A 22,035-nucleotide genomic window follows, 5' to 3' on the forward strand; every position below is an offset into this window, starting at 1 on the left:
GCTTTATGACTGATCTCATCAAGACGATGCAGGAGCGTCGCGTGGTCCAGGTGCAGGGCTTGACCGTGCGCTTCGAGACGTCCGAGCGTACGGTCGAGGCGGTGCGCGATTTGTCCTTTTACGTGGATCGCGGTGAGACGCTGGCCATCGTCGGCGAGTCGGGCTCGGGCAAGTCGGTGACTTCACTTTCCCTCATGCGCCTGGTCGACCATGGCGGGGGCAAGATCGTGCAAGGCGCGATGGCGCTGCGTCGACGCGACGGCCGGATCATCGATCTAGTCGGTGCCAGCCAGCGCGAGATGCGCAATGTGCGCGGCGCCGACATGGCCATGATCTTCCAGGAACCCATGACATCGCTCAACCCGGTGTTTACGGCCGGCGATCAGATCGCCGAATCGATCCGCGTGCACCAGGGCATGGGCCGCTCGGCGTCCCGCGCCGAAGCCCTGCGCATGCTCGACCTGGTACGCATTCCCGAGGCCCGGCAGGTGCTGGACCGCTTCCCGCACCAGTTGTCCGGCGGCATGCGCCAGCGCGTCATGATCGCCATGGCATTGTCGTGCAAGCCCTCGCTGTTGATCGCCGACGAACCCACCACCGCGCTGGACGTGACGATCCAGGCGCAGATCTTGCAGCTCATCCGCCAGCTGCAGGAAGAAATGAATATGGGCGTGATCTTCATCACGCACGACATGGGCGTGGTGGCCGAGGTGGCCGACCGTGTGCTGGTGATGTACCGCGGCGACAAGGTCGAGGAGGGCGCGTCCGTCTGCGTGTTTGCACAGCCCAGCCATGCCTATACCCAGGCGCTGCTGTCGGCCGTACCGCGCCTGGGCGCTATGCAGGGCACCGACCTGCCGGCCAAGTTCACGCTGCTGCGCCTGGATCAGCCGCGGCAAGAGGCCGCTGGCCAGGTGCCGATGCCGCAGGATACGGTGCCCGCGCACGCGCAGCCCATCCTGCGCGTCAAGGATCTGATCACGCGCTTTGACGTGCGCGGCGGTGTGTTCGGCCGGGTACGCCGCAGGGTGCATGCGGTCGAGAAAGTCAGCTTCGATCTGCACCCCGGCGAAACCCTGGCCCTGGTGGGCGAGTCCGGCTGCGGCAAGTCCACCACGGGCCGTTCGCTGCTGCGCCTGGTGGAAAGCCAGAGCGGTGCCATCGAATTTGGCGGACGCAATATCCGCGACATTCCCGCCGGGGAGCTGCGCGAGCTGCGGCGCAATATTCAGTTCATCTTCCAGGACCCCTTCGCCTCGCTCGACCCGCGCGTCACGGTGGGTTTTTCCATCATGGAGCCGCTGCTGGTTCATGGCGTGGCCGTGGGCGAAGAGGCGCGCAAGCGCGTGGCCTGGCTGCTCGACAAGGTAAGTCTGCCCGCCAGCTACGCCGACCGATATCCGCACGAATTCTCGGGTGGGCAGCGCCAACGCATCGCCATCGCGCGCGCGCTGGCGCTCAACCCCAAAGTGGTGGTGGCCGACGAGTCCGTTTCGGCGCTGGACGTGTCCGTCCAGGCGCAGATCGTCAACCTCATGCTGGACCTGCAGCGCGAGTTGGGCGTCGCGTTTCTCTTTATCTCGCACGACATGGCCGTGGTCGAGCGCATCAGCCACCGCGTGGCCGTGATGTTCCTGGGCCAGATCGTCGAGATTGGCCCGCGCCGCGCCATTTTCGAGAACCCGCAGCACCCGTACACGAAGAAGCTGATGTCCGCCGTGCCCATCGCCGACCCGGCGCGCCGCCACCTCAAGCGCCAACTGCTGTCCGACGAAATCCCCAGCCCGATCCGGGCCGTGGGCGACGAGCCGGTGGTCCAGCCGCTAGTGCAGGTGGCGCCCGGCCATTTCGTGGCGCGGCATCCGGTCGCCGGCCCGTACTGATTTTTTGCTGTTCCTTTTCACGTGAAAGTATCTTGGAGTCTTCATGAAAACCCGCTTTGATCTGCTTTCCAAGCGCAAGGCCCTGGCCACGTGCCTGCTGGCGTTCGCCTCGCTCACCGCCGCCGGCAGCGCCTGGGCATCCAAGGACGCCATCCTGGCCATCAACTCCGAGCCCGATAGCCTGGATCCCTACAACACCAATAGCACGCTGAGCATGGCGGTCACCAAGACCTTCTATGAAGGCCTGTTCAAATTCGACAAGGACCTGAAGATCGTACCCGTGCTGGCCGAAAGCTACACGGTCTCGCCCGACGGCCTGGTCTATACCTTCAAGCTGCGTCATGGCGTGAAGTTCCAGGACGGCACCGATTTCAACGCCGATGCGGTCAAGGCCAACATCGATCGCGTGCTCGACCAGAACAACCACCTGACGCGCTATGCCCAGTTCAACCGCATCGACAAGGTCGAGGCGGTCGATCCCTACACCGTGCGCTTCACGCTCAAAGAGCCGTTCGCACCTTTCATCAACTCCCTGGCCCACCCCTCGGCTGCGATGATCTCGCCGGCCGCGCTCAAAAAGTGGGGCAAGGACATCGCCCTGCATCCGGTGGGCACCGGTCCCTTCACGTTCGTGGAGTGGAAGCACGCCGACGACATCAAGGGCGTCAAATTCACGGGCTACTGGCACAAGGGCTATCCCAAGATCGACTCGGTGACCTGGAAGCCCGTGCCGGAGAACAGCACGCGCGCCGCCATGCTGCAGACGGGAGAGACCGACTTCGCCTATCCGCTGCCCTACGAGCAGGCCGCGACGTTGTCCAAGTCGAAAAAGCTGGACGTGATCACGCGCAATTCGATCATCGAGCGCTACATCAGCATGAACGTGCAGCACAAGCCGTTCGACAACGTGAAGGTACGCCAGGCCGTCGCCTACGCCATTAACCGCCAGGCGCTGGCCAAGGTGGCTTTCAGCGGCTACGCCTTCCCGGCCGAAGGCATCGTGCCGCAGGGCGTGGCCTATGCCTACAAGATGCAGCCCTGGCCCTACGATCTGAAGAAGGCCAAGGAATTGCTGAAAGAAGCTGGCTACCCCAACGGCTTTGAAACCACGCTGTGGGGCGCCTATAACGACACCACCACGCTGAAGGTGCTGCAGTTCCTGCAGCAGCAGCTGGCTCAGGTCGGCATCAAGGTGCAGGTGCGCGGCCTCGAACCGGCCGAACGTACGGACCTGATCCAGAACCAGAAAGATCCTGCCAAGGCGCCCGTGCGCATGTTCTATTCGGGCTGGTCGGCGTCCACCGGCGAGGCCGATTGGGCCCTGCGCCCGCTGCTGACCAAGGAAGCCTTCCCGCCGGTGCTGTACAACACCGCCTACTACACCAACCCGGTGGTCGAGAAGGACGTTGCCGACGCGCTCAAGTCGGTCGACGAGAAGCAGAAGACCGAGCTGTACAAGAATGCCCAGGAACAGGTCTGGAACGATGCCCCGTGGGCGACGCTGACCACGGACAAGCTCATCTTCGGCACCAGCAAGCGTCTGTCCGGCGTGTACGTGATGCCTGACGGCAATATCGACATCTCCGACATCGCCATCAAGTAAGACGACTGATGTACCCGCGCCGGCGCCTGCGTGCCGGCGCGCCGCGAGCCGGATCGTGCCAGTCTGGAACGGCCCGGCCCGCGGCCTCATGCCCTGGATAGCAAGATGCTGAGTTATTTTTTGAAACGCCTGCTGGGTCTGATCCCGACACTGCTGATCGTGGCGGTGCTGGTGTTCCTTTTTGTGCACATGCTGCCGGGCGACCCCGCGCGCCTGGCCGCGGGCCAGGACGCCGACGCGCACACGGTTCAGTTGGTGCGCGAGGAGCTGGGACTGGACAAGCCCCTGCCGGTGCAGTTCGCCAACTATTTCGTGCGCCTGCTGCATGGCGACCTGGGCACGTCTATCCGTACCCGGCGGCCCGTCATCGATGTGATCGGCGAGCGCTTCATGCCAACTTTCTGGCTGACGCTGACCAGCATGGTCTGGTCGGTGCTGTTGGGCATGGTCATCGGCATCGTTTCGGCCGTGTTCCGCAATCGATGGCCCGATCAACTGGGCATGACCTTGGCCGTATCCGGCATTTCATTCCCGGCCTTCGCGCTGGGCATGGTGCTGATGCAGATATTTTCCGTGGACCTGGGATGGCTGCCCACTGTGGGCGCCGACACCTGGCGCAACTACGTCCTGCCCTCGTTCACGCTGGGCGCCGGCGTGGCGGCGGTGATGGCGCGCTTTACCCGCGCTTCCTTCGTCGATGTCATCGGCGAGGACTTCGTGCGCACGGCCCGCGCCAAGGGCTTGCGCGAATGGATCGTTATCGTCAAGCACTGTCTGCGCAATGCGCTGATCCCGGTGGTGACCATGATGGGACTGCAGTTTGGCTTCCTGCTGGGCGGCTCCATCGTGGTCGAGGCCGTTTTCAACTGGCCGGGCGTGGGCCGGCTGCTGGTCGATGCGGTCAACGTGCGCGACTACCCGGTCATCCAGGCCCTGGTGCTGATGTTCTCCCTGGAATTCATCCTGATCAACCTGGTGGTGGACGTGCTCTACGGTTTCATCAATCCCACCATTCGCTACAAGTGAGCCCGGTATGACGCAAGTTTCCGCCACGGCCGCCGCGCCCACTGCCGGCACCCGCGTGCGTACGCCCTGGAGCGAGTTCTGGCGCAAGTTCAAGAAGCAGAAGCTGGGCATGATCGCCTTGGCTTTCGTGATCTTTCTGATCGTGGTCGCCATCTTGTCGCCCTGGATTACGCCGTTCGATCCCGAGAACTACTTCGACTACGACATGCTCAACAGCGGCCCGTCGCTGGCGCACTGGTTCGGCGTCGATTCCCTGGGGCGCGACATCTTCAGTCGCGTCCTGGCGGGCGCGCGCATTTCGTTGGCCACCGGCTTTTTCTCCGTGTTCCTGGGGGGCGTCATCGGCACGGCGATGGGCCTGATGGCCGGCTACTACGAAGGCTGGTGGGACCGCGTCACCATGCGCATTTCCGACGTGCTGTTCGCCTTTCCCGGCATTCTGCTGGCCTTGGGCGTGGTGGCCATCCTGGGCAGCAGCATGACCAATGTCGTGGTGGCCGTATCGGTGTTCAGCGTGCCGGCCTTCGCCCGCCTGGTGCGCGGCAATACCCTGGTGCTCAAGAACCTGACTTACATCGAGTCGGCCAGGAGCATCGGCGCGTCCGACTGGACCATCATCGTGCGGCACATCCTGCCGGGCACGATCTCCTCCATCGTGGTCTACTTCACCATGCGTGTGGGCACATCCATCATCACGGCGGCCAGCCTGTCCTTTCTGGGCATGGGTGCGCAGCCGCCCACGCCGGAGTGGGGCGCCATGCTCAATGACGCGCGGGCCGACATGGTCAACGCGCCGCACGAGGCGCTCTTTCCCAGCCTGGCCATTTTCCTGACGGTGCTGGCGTTCAATCTGCTGGGCGATGCGCTGCGCGATGCGCTCGATCCCAAGATCGACCGCCGCTGAAGAAGGGTTTTGCGATGCAATCCATCAATGAAGGCAGTGTGCCGCGCATCGGTACTTTGCCTTCGGGGCGGCGCGATTCGATTTGCGACGTAGACGGCGTGACGGTCGGGCATTGCACGCTCGACCATGATTCGGTGCAGACCGGGGTGACGGTGATTCGACCGCACGGCGGGGATCCGTATCGCGACAAGGTGCCGGCCGGCCTGACGGTGCTCAACGGCTTTGGCAAGAGCACCGGCCTGATGCAGGTCCAGGAACTGGGCGTGCTCGAAACGCCCATCGCGCTCACGGGCACCTTTGGTGTGGGGGCCGTTTTCAACGCCCAGGTGTTGCAGGCCATACAGGCCAATCCCGAGGTGGGCCGCGAGCTGGCCACGGTCAATCCGCTGGTGTTCGAGTGCAACGACGGTTATCTGAACGACATGCAGTCGCTGCCGGTGGCGGAGGCGCACTACCTGCGCGCTTATGACGCGGCCGGCCCGGATTTTGCGCAGGGCGCGGTCGGGGCGGGGCGGGGTATGTCCAGCTTTGGGCTCAAGGGCGGCATAGGCTCGGCCTCGCGCGTAGCTACGGTATCCGCGCGCCACTACCAGGTGGGCGCGCTGGTGCTGTCGAACTTCGGCAAACTGCCCGCCTTGACCGTGGCCGGCCGGCCTTTCGGCCGCCTGCTGTCCGAGAGGCTGGACCGCGGCGTGGCTGTCGGACGCAGGCGCGCGGACCAGGTCGACAAGGGTTCGGTCATCCTGTTGGTCGCCACCGATGCGCCGCTGGACGCGCGCCAGCTGCGCCGCCTGTCGCTGCGAGCGGGCGCGGGGTTGGCGCGCACGGGATCGAACTTCGGCCACGGCAGCGGCGACATCGCGCTGGCTTTCTCCACGGCCTATACCGTGCCGCATCTGGCCGAGCGCAGCATGCCGGCCGTGCCCATGCTGCACGAGTCCCGGCTGGACCCGCTGTTCGATGCGGCGGCCGAAGCGGTCGAGCAGTCCATCATCGCCGCGCTCTGGCGCGCCGAGATGGTGCTCGGACGCGACAACCACGTGCGCCTGGCTGTGCGCGAACTGATTCCCGAATGGCGCGACTGGCTGGCCCGCACGGTATTGTGATTTTTTACCGTCGGGCCGCCCCAAGGTAAAAACGCCCCCTTGGGGGGGCAGCAAGCCGTAGGCGCGGCGTGGGGGCATTTTATTCACGGATTTCCATCATGAAGATACTTATTTCCACCGATATCGAGGGCGTGGCAGGCGTGTTCCATGCCGAGCAGACGCGCGCCGGCAACGGCGAATACGAGCGCGCCCGCGCCTGGATGACGGCCGAGGCCAACGCCGCGGCGCAAGGGGCGTTCGCGGGCGGAGCCACCGAGGTGCTGGTCAACGATTCGCACGGCGGCTTTCGCAATCTGCAGCCCGACCAGCTCGACGAGCGCGCCCGCCTGGTGCTGGGCAAGCCGCGCTACCTGGGCATGATGAGCGGCCTGGAGGAGGGCTGCGACGCCGTGCTGATGGTGGGTTACCACAGCCGCGCGCAGGGCCGCGGCGTGCTGGCCCACACCATCAATAGCTTCGCTTTTGCACGCGTGCACCTCAACGGCATGGAACTGGGCGAGGCCGGCTTGTACGGCGCCCTGGCCGGAGAGCTGGGCGTGCCGGTGCTGATGGCCAGCGGCGACGACGTGTTCATCGCCGAGACGCGCCCCCTCTTTCCGCATGCCGAGTGGGTACAGACCAAGGTGGCGCACGGGCAGGGCAGCGGCGTGACGCTGTCGCCGCAAGCCGCGCGCAAGGCCATTGCCCAGGCGGCCGAGCGGGTCGTGCGTACCGCCTTGTCGGGCAAGACGGCGGACAAGGCCGGCCCGTTCCGCATTCCCGGTCCGATAGAATGCCGCTTGCAGACCCAGAGCACGGCGTTGGCCGACCTGTTCTGCACCTGGCCCACGCTGGAACGCGTCGATGGCGTGACGCTGCGCTTGACGGTCGATACCGTGCAGGCAGCCGTACGTACGCTCAACAGCTTGTCGGCCATGTCCTCCATGCTGCGCTAGTCCGAACAGGAAATCCATGTCCACCATTCCCGCCCGCATTGTCTCCCTGCGGCAGGCCATGCGCCGCCTCGATCTTGATGCCTGCATCGTGCCGTCCTCGGATCCGCATCTTTCCGAATACCTGCCGCAATACTGGCAAGGCCGCCGCTGGTTGTCGGGCTTCACCGGTTCGATGGCCACCCTGGTCGTCACGCACGATTTCGCCGGCCTGTGGGCCGATAGCCGCTATTGGGTGCAGGCCGAGAAGCAGTTGGCCGGCAGTGGCATCACATTGATGAAACTGTTCGTGCAGGGTTCGCCCGGCCACGTCGATTGGCTGGCCGCCAATCTGCACCCGGGTTCGCGCGTGGGCGTGGATGGCCGGGTACTGGGCCTGTCGGCCTTTCGCGCCTTGACGCAGGCGCTGGCGCCGGTGGGTGTGGCGCTGGACATCATGGCCGATCCGCTGGGCGAGATCTGGCGGGACCGCGCGCCGCTGCCCGATTCCCCGGTCTTCGAACATCTTCCGCCCCATGCCGTGGAGTCCCGCGCGCAGCGCCTGGCGCGCGTGCGTCAGGCCATGGCGGCGCGCAAGGCCGATGTGCATCTGCTGTGCACGCTGGACGATATTGCCTGGGTGTTCAACCTGCGCGGATCCGATGTCGAATACAACCCGGTCTTCCTGGCCCATGCCCTGATCGGCGCGGACCACGCCACGCTCTTCGTGGGCGAGGGCAAGGTATCGGCGGCATTGCGCGCGCGGCTGGCCGAAGACGGCGTGGACGTCGCGCCCTACGAGCAGGCCGCCCAAGCCCTGGGCTCGATCGAAGCGGACCAGACGCTGCTGATCGATCCGACGCGCGTGACCTGCGGCGTGTTCCACCTGATGGATCCAGCCGTGGCGCGCATCGAGGCCGTCAATCCTTCGACGTTCTTCAAATCCAGAAAGAGCGATGCGGAACTGGCCCACGTGCGCGAAGCCATGGCGAACGACGGCGCGGCCCTGTGCGAATTCTTCGCCTGGTTCGAGGCCGCCATGGCGGCGGGCCAGACCGTGACCGAGTTGGACATCGATACGCGGCTCGCCGCCGCGCGCGCGCGCCAGCCTAATTACGTCAGCGCGAGCTTTGCCACCATCGCCGCCTATAACGCCAACGGCGCCATGCCCCATTACCGCGCCACGCCCGAGTCGCACGCCGTCATCGAGGGCGACGGCCTGCTCCTGATCGATTCGGGCGGCCAGTATTCGGGCGGCACGACCGACATCACCCGCGTCGTACCGGTGGGCGCGCCCAGCGCCGACCAGAAAGTGGACTACACCCTGGTGCTCAAGGGCATGATCGCGCTGTCGCGCGCGGCCTTTCCCCGCGGCACGCCCGGCCCCATGCTCGATGCCATCGCGCGCGCGCCGATCTGGGCGGGCGGCGCGGAATACGGCCACGGCACGGGCCACGGCGTGGGCTATTTCCTGAACGTGCACGAAGGGCCGCAGGTCATTTCCTACCGTGCCGCGCCGCTGCCGCACACCGCCATGGAGCCGGGCATGATCACCTCCAACGAACCCGGCATCTATCGGCCCGGCCGCTGGGGCGTGCGCATCGAAAACCTGACTGCCTGCCGGCCCTGGCTGTCGGGCGAGCTGGGCGAGTTCCTGGGTTTTGAGACGCTCACGCTCTGTCCCATCGACACGCGCTGCATCGATCGCGAACTGATGCGTCCCGATGAAATCGCCTGGCTCGACGACTATCACGCCACCGTGCGCCAGCGCCTCTCGTCCTTGGTGTCGGGGGCGGCCCAGGCTTGGCTGATCGCGCGCACCGAGCCGCTGCAGGCCGCTGCCTGATTTCCTGGAGGTGCTTATTTTTTGAGTTCTTGAGGCGTCCTAGGTTGCCGGGCTGGGCAGGGACAGCCCGATACCCCGCAGACGGCTTGAGAACCCGCGTCAGATCAGCAGTTCCAGCGAGCGGTACAGGCGTCGCCGTTCGGAGTCCGGCGAGGTCGCGCCGGCACGTACCGAGGTCTTTAGGCAGTCCAGGAAGCATTCCGCCGCCGCCGAGAGCGGCACGCCGCGCCGCGCGATGATGCTCACCATGGTGCGGTCCACGTCCTCCTGCAGCGTGAGCGCGCTCAGGTTCTCGCGGGCCAGGCGCGTCTCGATCAGCGGCCACGGAAAGATGCTCACCATGTCGGTGTGCATCAGCAGGCCCATCGCCACGGCCCAGGAGTGCGCCAGGTGCGCCTTTTGGGGCAGCGGCAGTCCGTGCCGGTGAAAGACCGTGTCGGCGATCATCTCCTTGCTGGCCGGGTCCCAGTTGAGCAGCCATTCGCTGTCCTGGAACTCCCGCAGCGACTGGGCATGTTCCAGTGGGTGCCCCTTGCGCACCACCACGGCCGATTCGGTCGCCATGATCGGCGTCTGGGTGAACTCCGCGTGCAAGGAGGCCTGCACCGGCTTGCCCAACGAAAAATCCAGCGTACCGTCGCGCAGGCGCGGCATCGCGATATTGAGCAGGCCTTCGTAGAACTCCAGCCGCATCTGCGGCATGCGCGCGCGAAACAGGTTGACGGCGTCGGGCAGAAAGGACAGGGCCAGCCAGGGCGTGACACCGATAGACAGGGTGCCGCGGTTTTGGCCGCGCCGCCGATCGAGGTCTTCCTGCGCCCGAGCCATCTGGTGCAGGATGGCTCGGGCATGCTCCAGCAGGGCCTGGCCGGCTTCGGTGAAGGCGATGCCGCTTGCGCTGCGCGTCACCAGCGCGATCTGCTGTTCGGCTTCTAGTTCCCGCACCGCCTTGGTCGCGGCCGCGGGCGAGATGCTCAGCGCGCGTGCCGCAGCCCGGATGCTGCCGGTGTCGGCCATGGCGACGAGGGTGCGGAACTGGTGGAATTTCACAAGCGATAACCCAGGAGGCAACCTATGATTGGCAGGCCAACCATTGTAGGGGCTGTCCAGGCCAGACCGCTGTCGCTATGCTGGCGAGCTATCTAGCAACCACAGGCCCCGCTGCCGCAGGAGACGACGATGAACGCCCCGGTCATTCCTTCCGAAATTGCCGCGATCGAAAAAGAGATGATTGCGCTGCGTCATGCGATCCACGCTCATCCCGAGCTGGCGTACGAAGAGTTCGTCACCAGCGACCTGGTGGCGCAGAGGCTGCAGGAGTGGGGCTACGACGTGCATCGCGGCCTGGGCGGCACCGGCGTGATCGGTACGTTGAAGGTGGGCGGCGGCGCCCGGCGTCTGGGCCTGCGCGCCGACATGGATGCGTTGCCCATCCACGAGACGACCGGACTCGATTACGCCAGCCGCAATCCAGGCAAGATGCATGCCTGCGGCCATGACGGCCACACGGCGATGCTGCTGACCGCTGCCCGGCATCTGGCGCAGACGCGCGCTTTCGACGGAACCTTGCACCTGATCTTCCAGCCTGCGGAGGAAGGCCTGGCAGGCGCCCGGCGCATGATCGAGGACGGGTTGTTCGATCTCTTCCCTTGCGACGCGGTGTTCGCCATGCACAATATGCCGGGCCATCCGACCGGCAAATTCGGGTTCCGTCCCGGCGCTTTCATGGCCTCGTCGGATACGGTCATCATCGATATCGACGGCCGCGGCGGCCACGGCGCGGTGCCGCACAAGGCAGTGGATCCCATCGTGGTTTGCGCGAACGTGGTGCTGGCGCTGCAGACCATTGTGTCGCGCAATGTGGCACCCCTGGACATGGCCATCATCACGGTCGGGGCGATCCACGCGGGCGAGGCGCCCAACGTGATTGCGCAGACCGCGCAGATGCGGCTTTCGGTGCGCTCCCTGAGACCCGAGGTTCGGGACCTGTTGCAGGAGCGCATCACGGCATTGGCGCAGGCGCAAGCCGGCGCCTACGGCGCCACGGCGCGCATCGATTACCAGCGGCGCTACCCGGTGTTGGTCAACGACGCTGCCATGACCGAGTTCGCCGAAAGCGTCGCGCGCGATTGGGTCGGCGAGGACGGACTGATTTCCAATCTCGATCCGCTCACGGGCAGCGAAGACTTCGCGTTTATGCTCGAGCACTGCGCGGGCAGCTATCTCATCATCGGCAACGGCGACGGGGAGGGCGGTTGCATGGTCCATAACCCAGGGTACGACTTTAACGACGGCTGCCTCGCGCTTGGCGCGGCCTACTGGGTCAAGCTCACCGAGCGCTTCCTGCGCGCCTGAAGCGCCTGCTTCGACGATGATCCGCAGGCATCAAGGATGGCGCGTCATTTCGATGCCGGCCGGTACCATCGCGCCCCTTGCATCCGCGCGCCCGGCGCGACGCGCCAAAGCCATTGCCGCCATCACGCCGGGCAACGGACTGGCGTTCCCCGACTTCACCCTCTATCGCTTCGCATCGCTGCGGATCAAGCGGCTCGATGACCCGATGGCGCCGGCCTGGCGCCTGTTTGGACGCGGCATCGTTTCCCTGTTGATCGTTGCCTGGATACGCGAACCCGCGGGCCAGCCGCCGGGCTGACCCGCCAGCGCGCTCAACCCTCGCGGAACAGGAAACTGTAGGCGCTCAGCGCAGGCACGCCGCCCAGATGGGCGTAGAGCACTTTCGACCCGGCGGGAAATTCGCCCAGGCGTACCTTGTCGATCATGCCGTGCATCGACTTGCCTTCGTAGACCGGGTCGGTCATCACGCCTTCCAGCCTGGCGCACAAGCGGATCGCCTCGAGGGTGCCATCATTGGGCAAGCCATATTCGGGGCCGCCGTAGCGTTCGTCCAGAACGACATCGGCGGCGGCGATATCGCGGCCCAGCTCGACCTTGTCCGCCGTCTGGCGCGCGATACGCAGGATCTGCTCGCGCGTTTGCGCAGGCTTGGCCGATGCGTCGATGCCGATCACGCGATCGGCCCGGCCGTCGGCGGCAAAGCCGACCACCATGCCCGCCTGCGTGCTGCCCGTGACCGAGCACACCACGATGTAGTCGAACTTCAAGCCCAGTTCGGCTTCCTGCTGGCGCACTTCCTCGGCGAAGCCGACGAAACCCAGGCCGCCCAGGGGGTGGTCCGAACAGCCGGCCGGAATGGCATACGGCTTTCCGCCGGCCATGCGCACGCTTTCGAGCGCATCTTCCCAGCTTTTGCGAATGCCGATGTCAAAGCCGTCGGCGACCAGACGCACGTCCGCGCCCATGATGCGCGACATTTGGATATTGCCGACGCGGTCATACACCGCGTCGTAGTAATTGACCCAATTTTCCTGAACCAGCACGCATTTCATGCCCAGGTGCGCGGCGACCGCGGCGACCTGCCGGGTCTGGTTCGACTGGATGCCGCCGATGGAAACCAGCGTATCGCAGCCCTGGGCCAGCGCTTCGGGGATCAGGTATTCGAGCTTGCGGGTCTTGTTGCCGCCGAATGCCAGGCCGCTATTGCAGTCGTCGCGCTTGGCGTATAGCTCGACCTTTCCGCCCAGGTGCTTGCTTAGCCGGGGCAGAGGCTGGATCGGGGTCGGGCCGAAGGTGAGCGAATGGCGGGGGAATTTCTTCAGATTCATGCGGGGCTCCGGTGGAAAAGGGAATCTTCGGCGTCGGGGACTCGAAGGGGGCCGCGCCGATGCCGTGATGCAGTCAATGGTAGAGAAATTGCCGAGAAATAGGGTTGCAAAAATAGATGTATATGCTTATCTAAAATCTATTTATTTGGATATTATTATTAAATAATTTCTTCATTCATTTTATGAAAGCAATAAAATTGCAAGATGACTCCGTCCAGGCCCGCCCGGCAAATCCTGAAATCGACCGGGTCGACCGGGCCATCCTGCGCCAGCTGCAGCGCGATGCGTCGATCTCGAACGTGGCGCTCGCAGCCAAGGTGAACCTGAGCGCGCCGGCCTGCCTGCGCCGCGTCGAACGGCTCAAGCAGATGGGGCTGATTCGCGGCACGGTGGCGCTGCTCGATGCCAGGGCGCTCGAGCTGGGCATGCTGGTGATGATCGGTGTCGTGCTCGACCGTTCCACACCCGAGTCCTTCGCGGATTTTGAAAAAGCGGCGCAGAAAGTCTCCGGCTGCATGGAGTGCCATGTCGTGACGGGCGAATTCGACTACTTCATGCTGGTGCGCACAAAAGACGGGGACAGCTTCAGCCGGCTCCACGCCGAGCAACTGCTCTACCTGCCGGGCGTGCGCCAGATCCGCACTTTCGTGGTGATCAAGGAAATTCTCTCGACCACGCGCATTCCGATCTAGATTTCACCGGGAGTTGGCGCGCGTACCCATTGACGCCGCTATAATCCAAATTTCCCGCATGCACCTGAGGGGATGCAAACCCTCAAGGTGCCACCTACGATGACCAAATACGTATTTGTCACCGGCGGCGTCGTCTCTTCCCTGGGCAAGGGGATAGCCGCCGCGTCTCTGGCCGCAATTCTCGAATCGCGCGGCCTGCAAGTCACCCTCCTCAAGCTAGACCCCTACATCAACGTCGATCCGGGCACCATGAGTCCCTTCCAGCATGGCGAGGTGTTCGTCACGGAAGACGGCGCCGAGACCGACCTGGATCTGGGCCATTACGAACGCTTCATCTCGGCCAAGATGCGCAAGGTGAACAACTTCACCACCGGCCAGATCTACGAGTCCGTGCTGCGCAAGGAGCGCCACGGCGACTACCTGGGTAAGACCGTCCAGGTCATTCCCCACATCACCAACGAGATTCAGGACTTCATCGCCCGCGGCGCGGATGCCTCCTGGAACGGCGCGACCGATGTGGCCATCGTCGAGATCGGCGGTACGGTGGGCGATATCGAGTCGCTGCCCTTCCTCGAAGCGGCGCGTCAGATGAGCCTGCGCCTGGGCCGCAACAGCGCCGCCTTCGTGCATCTGACGCTGGTGCCCTTCATCGCCTCGGCCGGCGAGCTCAAGACCAAGCCCACTCAGCATTCGGTGCAAAAGCTGCGTGAAATCGGCATCTATCCCAATGTGCTGCTGTGCCGTGCCGACCGCCGGGTGCCCGACGATGAGCGCGCCAAGATCTCGATGTTCTCCAACGTGCCGCTGGACGCCGTGATCTCGGTGTGGGACGCCGATTCCATCTACAAGATCCCCACCATGCTGCACGACCAGGGCGTGGACAACATCGTCTGCGAAGCCCTGGGCCTGACGCCGCCGCCCGCCGACCTGTCCATGTGGGACAAGCTGGTCGACGCGCTGGAACATCCGCTGCATGAAGTCACCATCGGCATGGTCGGCAAGTACGTCGACCTGACCGAGTCGTACAAATCGCTGTCCGAGGCCCTGGTACACGCCGGCATTCACACGCGCTCGCGCGTGCGCATCGAGTACCTCGACTCCGAGGATATCGACGCCAACGGCACCGACGCGCTGCGGGGCTTGGACGCCATCCTGGTGCCGGGCGGTTTCGGCAAGCGCGGCACCGAGGGCAAGATCAAGGCCATACGCTACGCCCGCGAGAACGCCATTCCCTACCTGGGCATCTGCCTGGGCATGCAGCTGGCGGTGATCGAATACGCCCGCCACGTGGTGGGCCTGGAGGGTGCCAGCAGCACGGAGTTCGACGCCGATACGCCGCATCCGGTGGTGGCTCTCATCACCGAGTGGATGGACCGCGAAGGCCGCGTCGAGAAGCGCAACGCCGCTTCCGACCTGGGGGGCACCATGCGCAAGGGCGCGCAGCGCTGCCCCATCAAGCCGGGCACGCTGGCCTCGCGCATCTACGGCGCCGAGGTCAACGAGCGCCACCGCCACCGCTATGAAGTCAACAACAACTACGTGCCGCGCCTGGAAGCGGCGGGCATGACGATCAGTTCGCTCACGCCCGCCGAGAACCTGCCCGAGATGATGGAGCTGCCCTCGCACCCCTGGTTCGTAGGCGTACAGTTCCACCCCGAATTCACCTCTACGCCGCGCGACGGCCATCCGCTGTTCTCCAGCTTTATCCGCGCCGCGCTCGAGCATAAAGCGCAGCGCACCAAAGGAGACTGAACATGAAGCAGCTCTGCGGTTTCGATGTCGGCCTGGATCAGCCCTTTTTCCTCATCGCCGGCCCTTGCGTGATCGAATCGCGCCAGATGGCCTTCGACACGGCGGGGCTGCTCAAAGAAATCACCGGCAAGCTGGGCATTCCTTTTATCTACAAGAGCTCCTTCGACAAGGCCAACCGCAGTTCGGGCAATTCCTATCGCGGTCCCGGCATGGACGAAGGCTTGAAGATCCTGGCCGACGTGAAGAAGGATCTGGGCGTGCCGGTGCTGACCGACGTGCACGATACGCCGCAGATCGAGGCCGTGGCCGCGGTCGTCGACGTGCTTCAGACGCCGGCCTTCCTCTGCCGCCAGACCGACTTCATCCGCGCCTGCGCTGCGACGAAGAAGCCGGTCAACATCAAGAAGGGCCAGTTCCTCGCGCCGCACGACATGGTGCAGGTGGTCAACAAGGCGCGCGATGCGGCCCGGGAAGCGGGCGGCGACGGCGGCAACATCCTGGTGTGCGAGCGCGGCGCCTCGTTCGGCTACAACAACCTGGTGTCGGACATGCGCTCGCTGGCCATCCTGCGCGAGACCGGCTGCCCGGTGGTGTTCGACGCCACGCATTCGGTGCAACTGCCTGGCGGGCAGGGCACTTCGTCGGGCGGCCAGCGCGAATTCGTTCCGGTGCTGGCGCGCGCGGCGGTGGCCGTGGGCGTGGCGGGCCTGTTCATGGAAACGCACCCCGATCCGGCGCACGCTTTGTCGGACGGCCCCAACGCCGTGCCGCTGAACCATATGGCGGCGCTGCTGGAAACGCTCATCGCGCTGGACGGCGTCACCAAGCGCAACGGCTTCATCGAAAGCCGCGCCGACTGGGCCTGCGCGGGCTGAGCTCGGGCCAACCGGATTTTCATCATTTCAGGAAAGTGAACTCATGAGTGCTATCGTCGACATCATCGGCCGCGAAATCCTCGATTCGCGCGGCAACCCCACCGTCGAATGTGACGTGCTGCTGGAGTCCGGCTCCATGGGCCGCGCCGCGGTGCCTTCGGGGGCCTCCACCGGCAGCCGCGAAGCCATCGAGTTGCGCGACGGCGACAAGGGCCGCTATCTGGGCAAGGGCGTGCTGCGCGCCGTCGAGAACCTCAATACCGAGATCTGCGAAGCCCTCATGGGCCTGGATGCGCAGGAGCAGACCTTCATCGACCGCACCCTGATCGAGCTGGACGGCACCGACTCGAAAGGACGCCTGGGCGCCAATGCCATCCTGGCCGCCTCCATGGCCGTGGCCCGCGCCGCCGCCGACGAATCCGGCTTGTCGCTGTACCGTTACTTCGGCGGCAGTGGCCCGCTCTCCATGCCGGTGCCGATGATGAACGTCATCAACGGCGGCGCGCACGCCAACAATACGCTGGACATGCAGGAGTTCATGATCCTGCCGGTGGGCGCGGGCAGCTTCCGCGAGGCCCTGCGCTGGGGCGCCGAGGTTTTCCACCATCTCAAGAAGCTGATCAGCAAGCAGGGCATGTCCACCGCCGTGGGCGATGAGGGCGGCTTCGCGCCCAACGTGGCCAACCACGAAGCGGCCATCCAGCTCATACTCAATGCCATCGACGAGGCCGGCTACGAGCCCGGAAGGCAGATCGCCCTGGGCCTGGACTGCGCCAGCTCCGAGTTCTACAAGAACGGCAAGTACGTGCTGGAGGGCGAGGGCGGCGTTTCGCTGTCCTCGCAGGAGTTCGCCAACCTGCTGGCTGCCTGGTGCGACAAGTACCCCATCATCTCCATCGAAGACGGCATGGCCGAAAACGACTGGGACGGCTGGAAGCTCCTGACCGACCAACTGGGCAAGAAGGTGCAGTTGGTGGGCGACGACATCTTCGTCACCAATACCCGGATCCTGCGCGAGGGCATCCAGAAGGGCGTGGCCAACTCGATCCTCATCAAGATCAACCAAATCGGCACGCTCACCGAAACCTTCGCCGCCATCGAGATGGCCAAGCGCGCCGGCTATACCGCTGTGGTGTCGCACCGCTCGGGCGAAACCGAAGACTCGACCATCGCCGACATCGCGGTGGCCACCAACGCCATGCAGATCAAGACCGGATCGCTGTCGCGCTCGGACCGCATGGCCAAGTACAACCAGTTGCTGCGCATCGAAGAGGAACTGGCCGAAGTGGCTTCCTACCCGGGTATCGAGGCTTTCTACAACCTGCGCTGATTTCCGCGTGCTCCGGCTGTTGCGATGCGGCCGGATTATCGGGGAGTTTGCCGCAGCTGCTGCGAGGGTGCGCGTTCATGCGTCTGTTGTTCCTGCTGCTGTTCGTGCTGACTGCATTGATCCAGTACCCGCTCTGGTTCGGCAAGGGCGGGTGGCGCAATGTTTGGGACATGCAAAAGCAGGTCGCCCAGCAGCACGCGGCCAACGACAGCATGCGGGCCCGCAATGCGGCCATGCAAGCCGAGGTGCAAAGCTTGCAGAATGGCACCGACGCGATCGAAGAACGCGCCCGCACCGAGTTGGGCATGATACGCCCGGGCGAGGTGTTCGTGGAAATGCTGCCTGCCGGGACCCCCGTCCCCAATACGGCGGCGGTGGCCAATGCCACGGCGACGCAGGAGGCCCAGGCCCGGGCCGCGCGCGCCAAGCCGGCCGCCAGACCCGTGTCCGGCAAGCCTAGGCCGGCGCCTGGACGTTGATGCGCTGCGACAGCGCGATGTGACGATATGACTGACCAGCTAAAAAAATATCTTTTCGAAAACCGTTCCGTACGCGTGCAGGCCGTGCGGCTTTCCGATACCTGGCGCGACGCGCTGGCCCACCATGCCTATACGCCCGTGGTGCGCAGGCTGTTGGGAGAGTTGGTCGCGGCGTCGACCCTGCTCGCGGCCAACATCAAGTTCGACGGGTCGCTGCTGCTGCAGATCCAGGGCGACGGACCTATTTCGCTGGTGGTGGTGGAATGCCGGTCCGACCTGAGCCTGCGCGCCACGGTCAAAGTGCGCGAAGGCCAAACGGTGCCCGAAGACGGCACCCTGCAGTCCCTGCTGAACGTGCACGGCGCAGGGCGCTTTACGGTGCTGCTCGATCCCAAGCGCAAGACGCCGGGACATCAGACGTACCAGGGCATCGTTCCGCTGGAAGGCGAAACCGTGGCACAGGCGCTGGAACACTATATGAAGTCGTCCGAGCAGCTCGATACCCGCTTGTGGCTGGCGGCTGACGACCAGCAGGCGGCGGGCCTGCTGGTGCAGCGACTGCCCGATCACGGCGGACAGCCCGGCGAGGCGCCGGACGAAGCCTGGAACCGCGCCACGCATTTGGCCTCGACCCTGGGCGCTGGCGAACTGTTGTCGGTGGACACCGATACGCTGATACATCGGCTGTATTGGGAGGAAACCCTGCTTGCCTTCGATCCCATGGACGTGCGCTGGCACTGCCCCTGCGGGCGCGAACGCGTAGCCGAGATGTTGCGCATGCTGGGCCGTGACGAGGTCGACTCGATTCTGGCCGAACAGGGGCACGTAGAGGTTCTGTGCGATTTCTGCGGCAAGCCCTACTTGTTCGACGCGGTCGATTGCGCCAGCCTGTTCGCGGCGGACGCGCCGATCCCCGGTTCGCAGCATCCGCCCACGGTGCATTGACGAGCGCCCGGGACCATTCGGTCACAGCGTAGTTTCCTGAGCGTAGTTTCCACAATCGACGCGGCCGTGCGCGACCCGCACACTGCTGCGTCATGTATCGTCGTTCCGCCACTTCTGCTCAGTGCGGCAGCGCCTTGGTCGAATCGGCCGTGGCGCTGGGGATCGTTCTTTTCGCCGGCCTGGCGGCGCTGGAGTTCGCCCACTGGCAGTTGATGCGCCATCTGGCTCAGGTGGCATTGACCGAGGCGGCCCGGGCCGGGGCCGCCGGGCACTTGCGCCCTGGTTTGATGGCGCAGGCCTTCGAGGCCGGCATGGCGCCGCGCTATGCCGCGCCGGATGGCGGCTCGCGGCAGCGGCTGCGTGCGGCCTGGAAGCGCACACAGGCACGCAGCGGCTTGCCCGCCTGGCGCCTATGGGTGCTTCAGCCGGACCGGGCGGCGTATGCCGATTTCGGCCAGCGCGGCCTGCTGCTGCCCGAAGACGCACGCGAACAGCGAGCCATCCGCAACGATTACCAGGCTGAACAGCATGCGGGCTACACGGCCAGATGGCCGCAGGGCCGCGGCCCCCGTTCCGGGCTGACGATTTTCGAGGCCAATTCCTTGCGCCTGCGTCTGGTCTACGTGGTCGAACCCCTGGTGCCGGCCTTGCGGCCGTTGTTGCGCACGCTGGCGGCGGGTGCGGCCGACGCTTGCGCGCGACGCATCCTGGCCGCCGGCGCCTTGCCCCTGAGGCTGGAAATGACAATGGACATGCAATCGCACGCCTTGACCTGGCCGGCGGACCAGGGTGTTTCACCCGCCGAGCGTACATGTTGAATCCAGGTCATATATGATGCAGACTCTGCCAAACAGGACGCCGGACCTTCAAGCGCCCACCCCTATGCCGCTCAGGACTGCGTTGCCCGAAACGCCTGCCACACGAGACAACCCCGCTGAAACGGCTATTGTCATAGCGCAGGATGAGGCACAACTGTATGGGCCGGCCTGCGAACCGGGCCTGTCCAGCCTTTTGCTGGATATCGCGCCCCTGGCCGCCCGGATCATCGATGCCTACAACCTCAGGTTGGAGGGCATGCCCCGGTCTCGCCATCTCCTGAAGGCCCTATCGGACGAAGAACGCGTCGAGATCAAGCGTTGGCAGGTCGCCAATCTGCTCGGCCTGCTGGAGCCAGGGCTGACCGCGCAAACCCACGAAGCCATGGCTCGCGCCGTGGGGCGCCGGCTTGCGCTGTCTTGCGTCGGCAAAGAAGAACTGGCCTTCACCAAGGATCTGCTCTACGCCCTGATCATCGAACACGTGGGCCGCAACAAGCATGATCGGACCCTGCCGGTACTGTCGGCCCGCATGATGCGCGACCTGGCCTGGCACCTGACGGTCTACCAGGAAATCCACGCCCAGCGCACCCGGCTACTGCTCAGCATCACGCGCCTGGCGTGGGAGGCGGGCAGCTATGTCGATCTCATCGCCAAGACCGCCGAGCTGCTGGCAGGCCATCCCGGCATATGCGCCTGCCTGATCGGCCGTCCCGGCAATATGAAGACGCTCTGCTTCGAAGCGCTGGAAGGCATTGGACTGGAAACCTATCTTGCGCGCGCCCAGGCGATCCGTTCGTCCCGGATCGATGCCGGCGAGCCGTGGCTGGAGCGCAGCCCCGCGGAGAAGGCCTGGCGCAGCAATCGCATCGAACATTGCATCAATGTCGCCACCGATGCCGACATGCCGATCTGGCGCGGGCTGGCGCTGGAATACGGGTTTCACTCCATCGTGGCGGTGCCGCTGGCCAGCCAGTCCGGCATCGGACCGACGGCCATGCTGGGCCTGTACAGCAATTATCCCGGCGGATTCAGTTCGGACGACCAGATCGCCTTTCTCAAGCAGCTGCAGTCGCTGCTGACCTATGCCATCCTGCGCCTGGATGCCCAGGAAAACGTCGTCCATCCGGTGCCCTATCAGCAGCGCCGCCGCTGGGCCGATCTGCTCAAGACCGAAGCGTTGTGCATGCACTATCAGCCGCTGCTCGATCTGAAGACGCGCCGCATCGTCAAGGTCGAGGCGTTGGCCCGCCTGCGCGACGGCGACCGACTGCTGTCGCCCGGCGAGTTCTTTGCGGCCCTGACCTCGGAGGATTTCCTGGTGTTGTATGCCCGAGGTCTAGACCAGACCTTGCGCCAGTGGGGCCTCTGGCAACGCAGTGGACTGAATCCGGATCTGGCCGTCTCGATCAACATGCCCGCGGACGCCCTGGGCGACATCCGATACTACGATGCCACCGTGCAGGCCTTGACGCGCAACGGCTGTCCGCCCTCCATGCTCACGCTGGAAATTCTCGAAACCGACGACATGTCGGTGGGCATCGACGTTGTCACGGCGCTGGACCGCTATCGGGAGCTGGGCGTCAGTTTGGCCGAGGACGACTTGGGCTCGGGACACAGCAGTTTAAAGCGCATGCGCGAGCTGCCCTTTGACGCGGTCAAGATCGACCGCAGCTTGGTGGTAATTGGCAGCGAGAACTCCGCCGACGTGCTGCATTTCATTTTTCAGCTCACTCGCCTGGGCCATTCCCTGGGTAAAAACGTGATCGTGGAAGGGGTCGAGGACGAGGGGCTGCTCGAGGCCGTGACCATATTGGGTGCTGATGCCATACAGGGCTATGTGCTGACGCCACCCTTGCCGGCCGACGAGATCACTGCCTGGCTGGCCGCGCATCCGACCTATCCCGAGCCGGTCCGCAAGCACAGTGTTCTGGGACAGATGGCCCGGCTGCTCATCTGGGAAGAGTGTCTCTACCTCTTGCGCGACGAGGCTTCGGTTATGGGCCTGGCCAGCGACGTCACCCCGCCGGCGCTGCCCCTGGACATCATCGATCCGGGCCTTTCGCGCGTCTTCATGCTGGCGGCCATCAATCAGGGGCCGAGCAGCCCCGAATATCGCCGGATCCGCGAGAAGCTCATGCAGGCCCTGTCCGACCGGACCATCTGAAACACGAACATGCCCACA

19 protein-coding genes are annotated in these 22,035 nt (G+C 64.9%); 17 read left to right on the forward strand and 2 right to left on the reverse strand.

Going from position 1 to position 22,035, the window contains the following annotated elements:
- Window positions 1-5 precede the first annotated feature (5 nt).
- The 7 genes from H143_RS0112300 (at window position 6) to H143_RS0112330 (ending at window position 9,279) form a co-directional block, all read left to right on the forward strand.
- Window positions 6-1,883, forward strand: a complete 1,878-nt coding sequence (locus tag H143_RS0112300) for a dipeptide ABC transporter ATP-binding protein (protein WP_019938544.1) — start codon at window positions 6-8, stop codon at window positions 1,881-1,883.
- 43 nt (window positions 1,884-1,926) lie between these two features.
- The gene (gsiB, locus tag H143_RS0112305) at window positions 1,927-3,486 is read left to right on the forward strand and encodes a glutathione ABC transporter substrate-binding protein GsiB (protein WP_019938545.1); all 1,560 of its coding nucleotides are present in this window, start codon (window positions 1,927-1,929) and stop codon (window positions 3,484-3,486) included.
- A 105-nt stretch (window positions 3,487-3,591) separates the two neighbouring features.
- The gene (gsiC, locus tag H143_RS0112310; protein WP_019938546.1) at window positions 3,592-4,512 is read left to right on the forward strand and encodes a glutathione ABC transporter permease GsiC; all 921 of its coding nucleotides are present in this window, start codon (window positions 3,592-3,594) and stop codon (window positions 4,510-4,512) included.
- Between the two features lie 7 nt (window positions 4,513-4,519).
- Complete coding sequence (gsiD, locus tag H143_RS0112315; protein WP_019938547.1) at window positions 4,520-5,416, forward strand: glutathione ABC transporter permease GsiD; 897 nt, start codon at window positions 4,520-4,522, stop codon at window positions 5,414-5,416.
- 14 nt (window positions 5,417-5,430) lie between these two features.
- A complete protein-coding gene (locus H143_RS0112320; protein WP_019938548.1) occupies window positions 5,431-6,522 on the forward strand; it encodes a P1 family peptidase in 1,092 nt (363 codons plus the stop codon).
- A gap of 98 nt (window positions 6,523-6,620) precedes the next feature.
- Window positions 6,621-7,457, forward strand: coding sequence for a M55 family metallopeptidase (locus tag H143_RS0112325; RefSeq protein WP_019938549.1), 837 nt, complete (start codon window positions 6,621-6,623; stop codon window positions 7,455-7,457).
- A gap of 16 nt (window positions 7,458-7,473) precedes the next feature.
- The gene (locus H143_RS0112330; protein ID WP_019938550.1) at window positions 7,474-9,279 is read left to right on the forward strand and encodes an aminopeptidase P family protein; all 1,806 of its coding nucleotides are present in this window, start codon (window positions 7,474-7,476) and stop codon (window positions 9,277-9,279) included.
- Window positions 9,280-9,378: 99 nt separating this feature from the next.
- On the opposite strand, the gene H143_RS0112335 is transcribed toward H143_RS0112330, so the two are convergent.
- Window positions 9,379-10,329 (reverse strand): LysR substrate-binding domain-containing protein, encoded by a 951-nt coding sequence (locus H143_RS0112335; protein WP_019938551.1) that lies wholly within the window; start codon window positions 10,327-10,329, stop codon window positions 9,379-9,381.
- Window positions 10,330-10,458: 129 nt separating this feature from the next.
- Between H143_RS0112335 and H143_RS0112340 the strand changes: the two genes are divergently transcribed.
- On the forward strand, window positions 10,459-11,634 hold the full coding sequence (locus H143_RS0112340) for a M20 aminoacylase family protein (protein ID WP_019938552.1): 1,176 nt from the start codon (window positions 10,459-10,461) through the stop codon (window positions 11,632-11,634).
- Between the two features lie 16 nt (window positions 11,635-11,650).
- Window positions 11,651-11,932 (forward strand): hypothetical protein, encoded by a 282-nt coding sequence (locus H143_RS0112345; protein WP_019938553.1) that lies wholly within the window; start codon window positions 11,651-11,653, stop codon window positions 11,930-11,932.
- A 13-nt stretch (window positions 11,933-11,945) separates the two neighbouring features.
- On the opposite strand, the gene H143_RS0112350 is transcribed toward H143_RS0112345, so the two are convergent.
- Window positions 11,946-12,962 carry a 1-aminocyclopropane-1-carboxylate deaminase gene (locus tag H143_RS0112350; RefSeq protein WP_019938554.1) on the reverse strand — a complete coding sequence of 339 codons (1,017 nt, stop codon included), beginning with the start codon at window positions 12,960-12,962 and terminating at the stop codon, window positions 11,946-11,948.
- Between the two features lie 182 nt (window positions 12,963-13,144).
- Between H143_RS0112350 and H143_RS0112355 the strand changes: the two genes are divergently transcribed.
- The 8 genes from H143_RS0112355 (at window position 13,145) to H143_RS0112390 (ending at window position 22,017) form a co-directional block, all read left to right on the forward strand.
- Window positions 13,145-13,654 carry an Lrp/AsnC family transcriptional regulator gene (locus H143_RS0112355; protein WP_026349999.1) on the forward strand — a complete coding sequence of 170 codons (510 nt, stop codon included), beginning with the start codon at window positions 13,145-13,147 and terminating at the stop codon, window positions 13,652-13,654.
- Window positions 13,655-13,753: 99 nt separating this feature from the next.
- Window positions 13,754-15,406, forward strand: coding sequence for a CTP synthase (locus H143_RS0112360; protein WP_019938556.1), 1,653 nt, complete (start codon window positions 13,754-13,756; stop codon window positions 15,404-15,406).
- 2 nt (window positions 15,407-15,408) lie between these two features.
- Window positions 15,409-16,281 (forward strand): 3-deoxy-8-phosphooctulonate synthase, encoded by an 873-nt coding sequence (gene kdsA / locus H143_RS0112365; protein WP_019938557.1) that lies wholly within the window; start codon window positions 15,409-15,411, stop codon window positions 16,279-16,281.
- Window positions 16,282-16,324: 43 nt separating this feature from the next.
- Complete coding sequence (gene eno, locus H143_RS0112370) at window positions 16,325-17,611, forward strand: phosphopyruvate hydratase (RefSeq protein ID WP_019938558.1); 1,287 nt, start codon at window positions 16,325-16,327, stop codon at window positions 17,609-17,611.
- Window positions 17,612-17,688: 77 nt separating this feature from the next.
- The gene (gene ftsB, locus H143_RS0112375) at window positions 17,689-18,090 is read left to right on the forward strand and encodes a cell division protein FtsB (protein WP_019938559.1); all 402 of its coding nucleotides are present in this window, start codon (window positions 17,689-17,691) and stop codon (window positions 18,088-18,090) included.
- A 27-nt stretch (window positions 18,091-18,117) separates the two neighbouring features.
- Entirely contained in the window at window positions 18,118-19,035 is a 918-nt protein-coding gene (hslO, locus tag H143_RS0112380; protein WP_019938560.1) for an Hsp33 family molecular chaperone HslO, read from the forward strand.
- 92 nt (window positions 19,036-19,127) lie between these two features.
- A complete protein-coding gene (locus tag H143_RS0112385; RefSeq protein WP_026350000.1) occupies window positions 19,128-19,853 on the forward strand; it encodes a TadE/TadG family type IV pilus assembly protein in 726 nt (241 codons plus the stop codon).
- A gap of 64 nt (window positions 19,854-19,917) precedes the next feature.
- Window positions 19,918-22,017, forward strand: coding sequence for an EAL domain-containing protein (locus H143_RS0112390; RefSeq protein ID WP_019938562.1), 2,100 nt, complete (start codon window positions 19,918-19,920; stop codon window positions 22,015-22,017).
- Window positions 22,018-22,035: the final 18 nt, after the last annotated feature.

Origin of the sequence: Bordetella sp. FB-8 (genome assembly GCF_000382185.1) — a bacterium.
Classification (GTDB): Bacteria; Pseudomonadota; Gammaproteobacteria; order Burkholderiales; family Burkholderiaceae_B; genus Bordetella.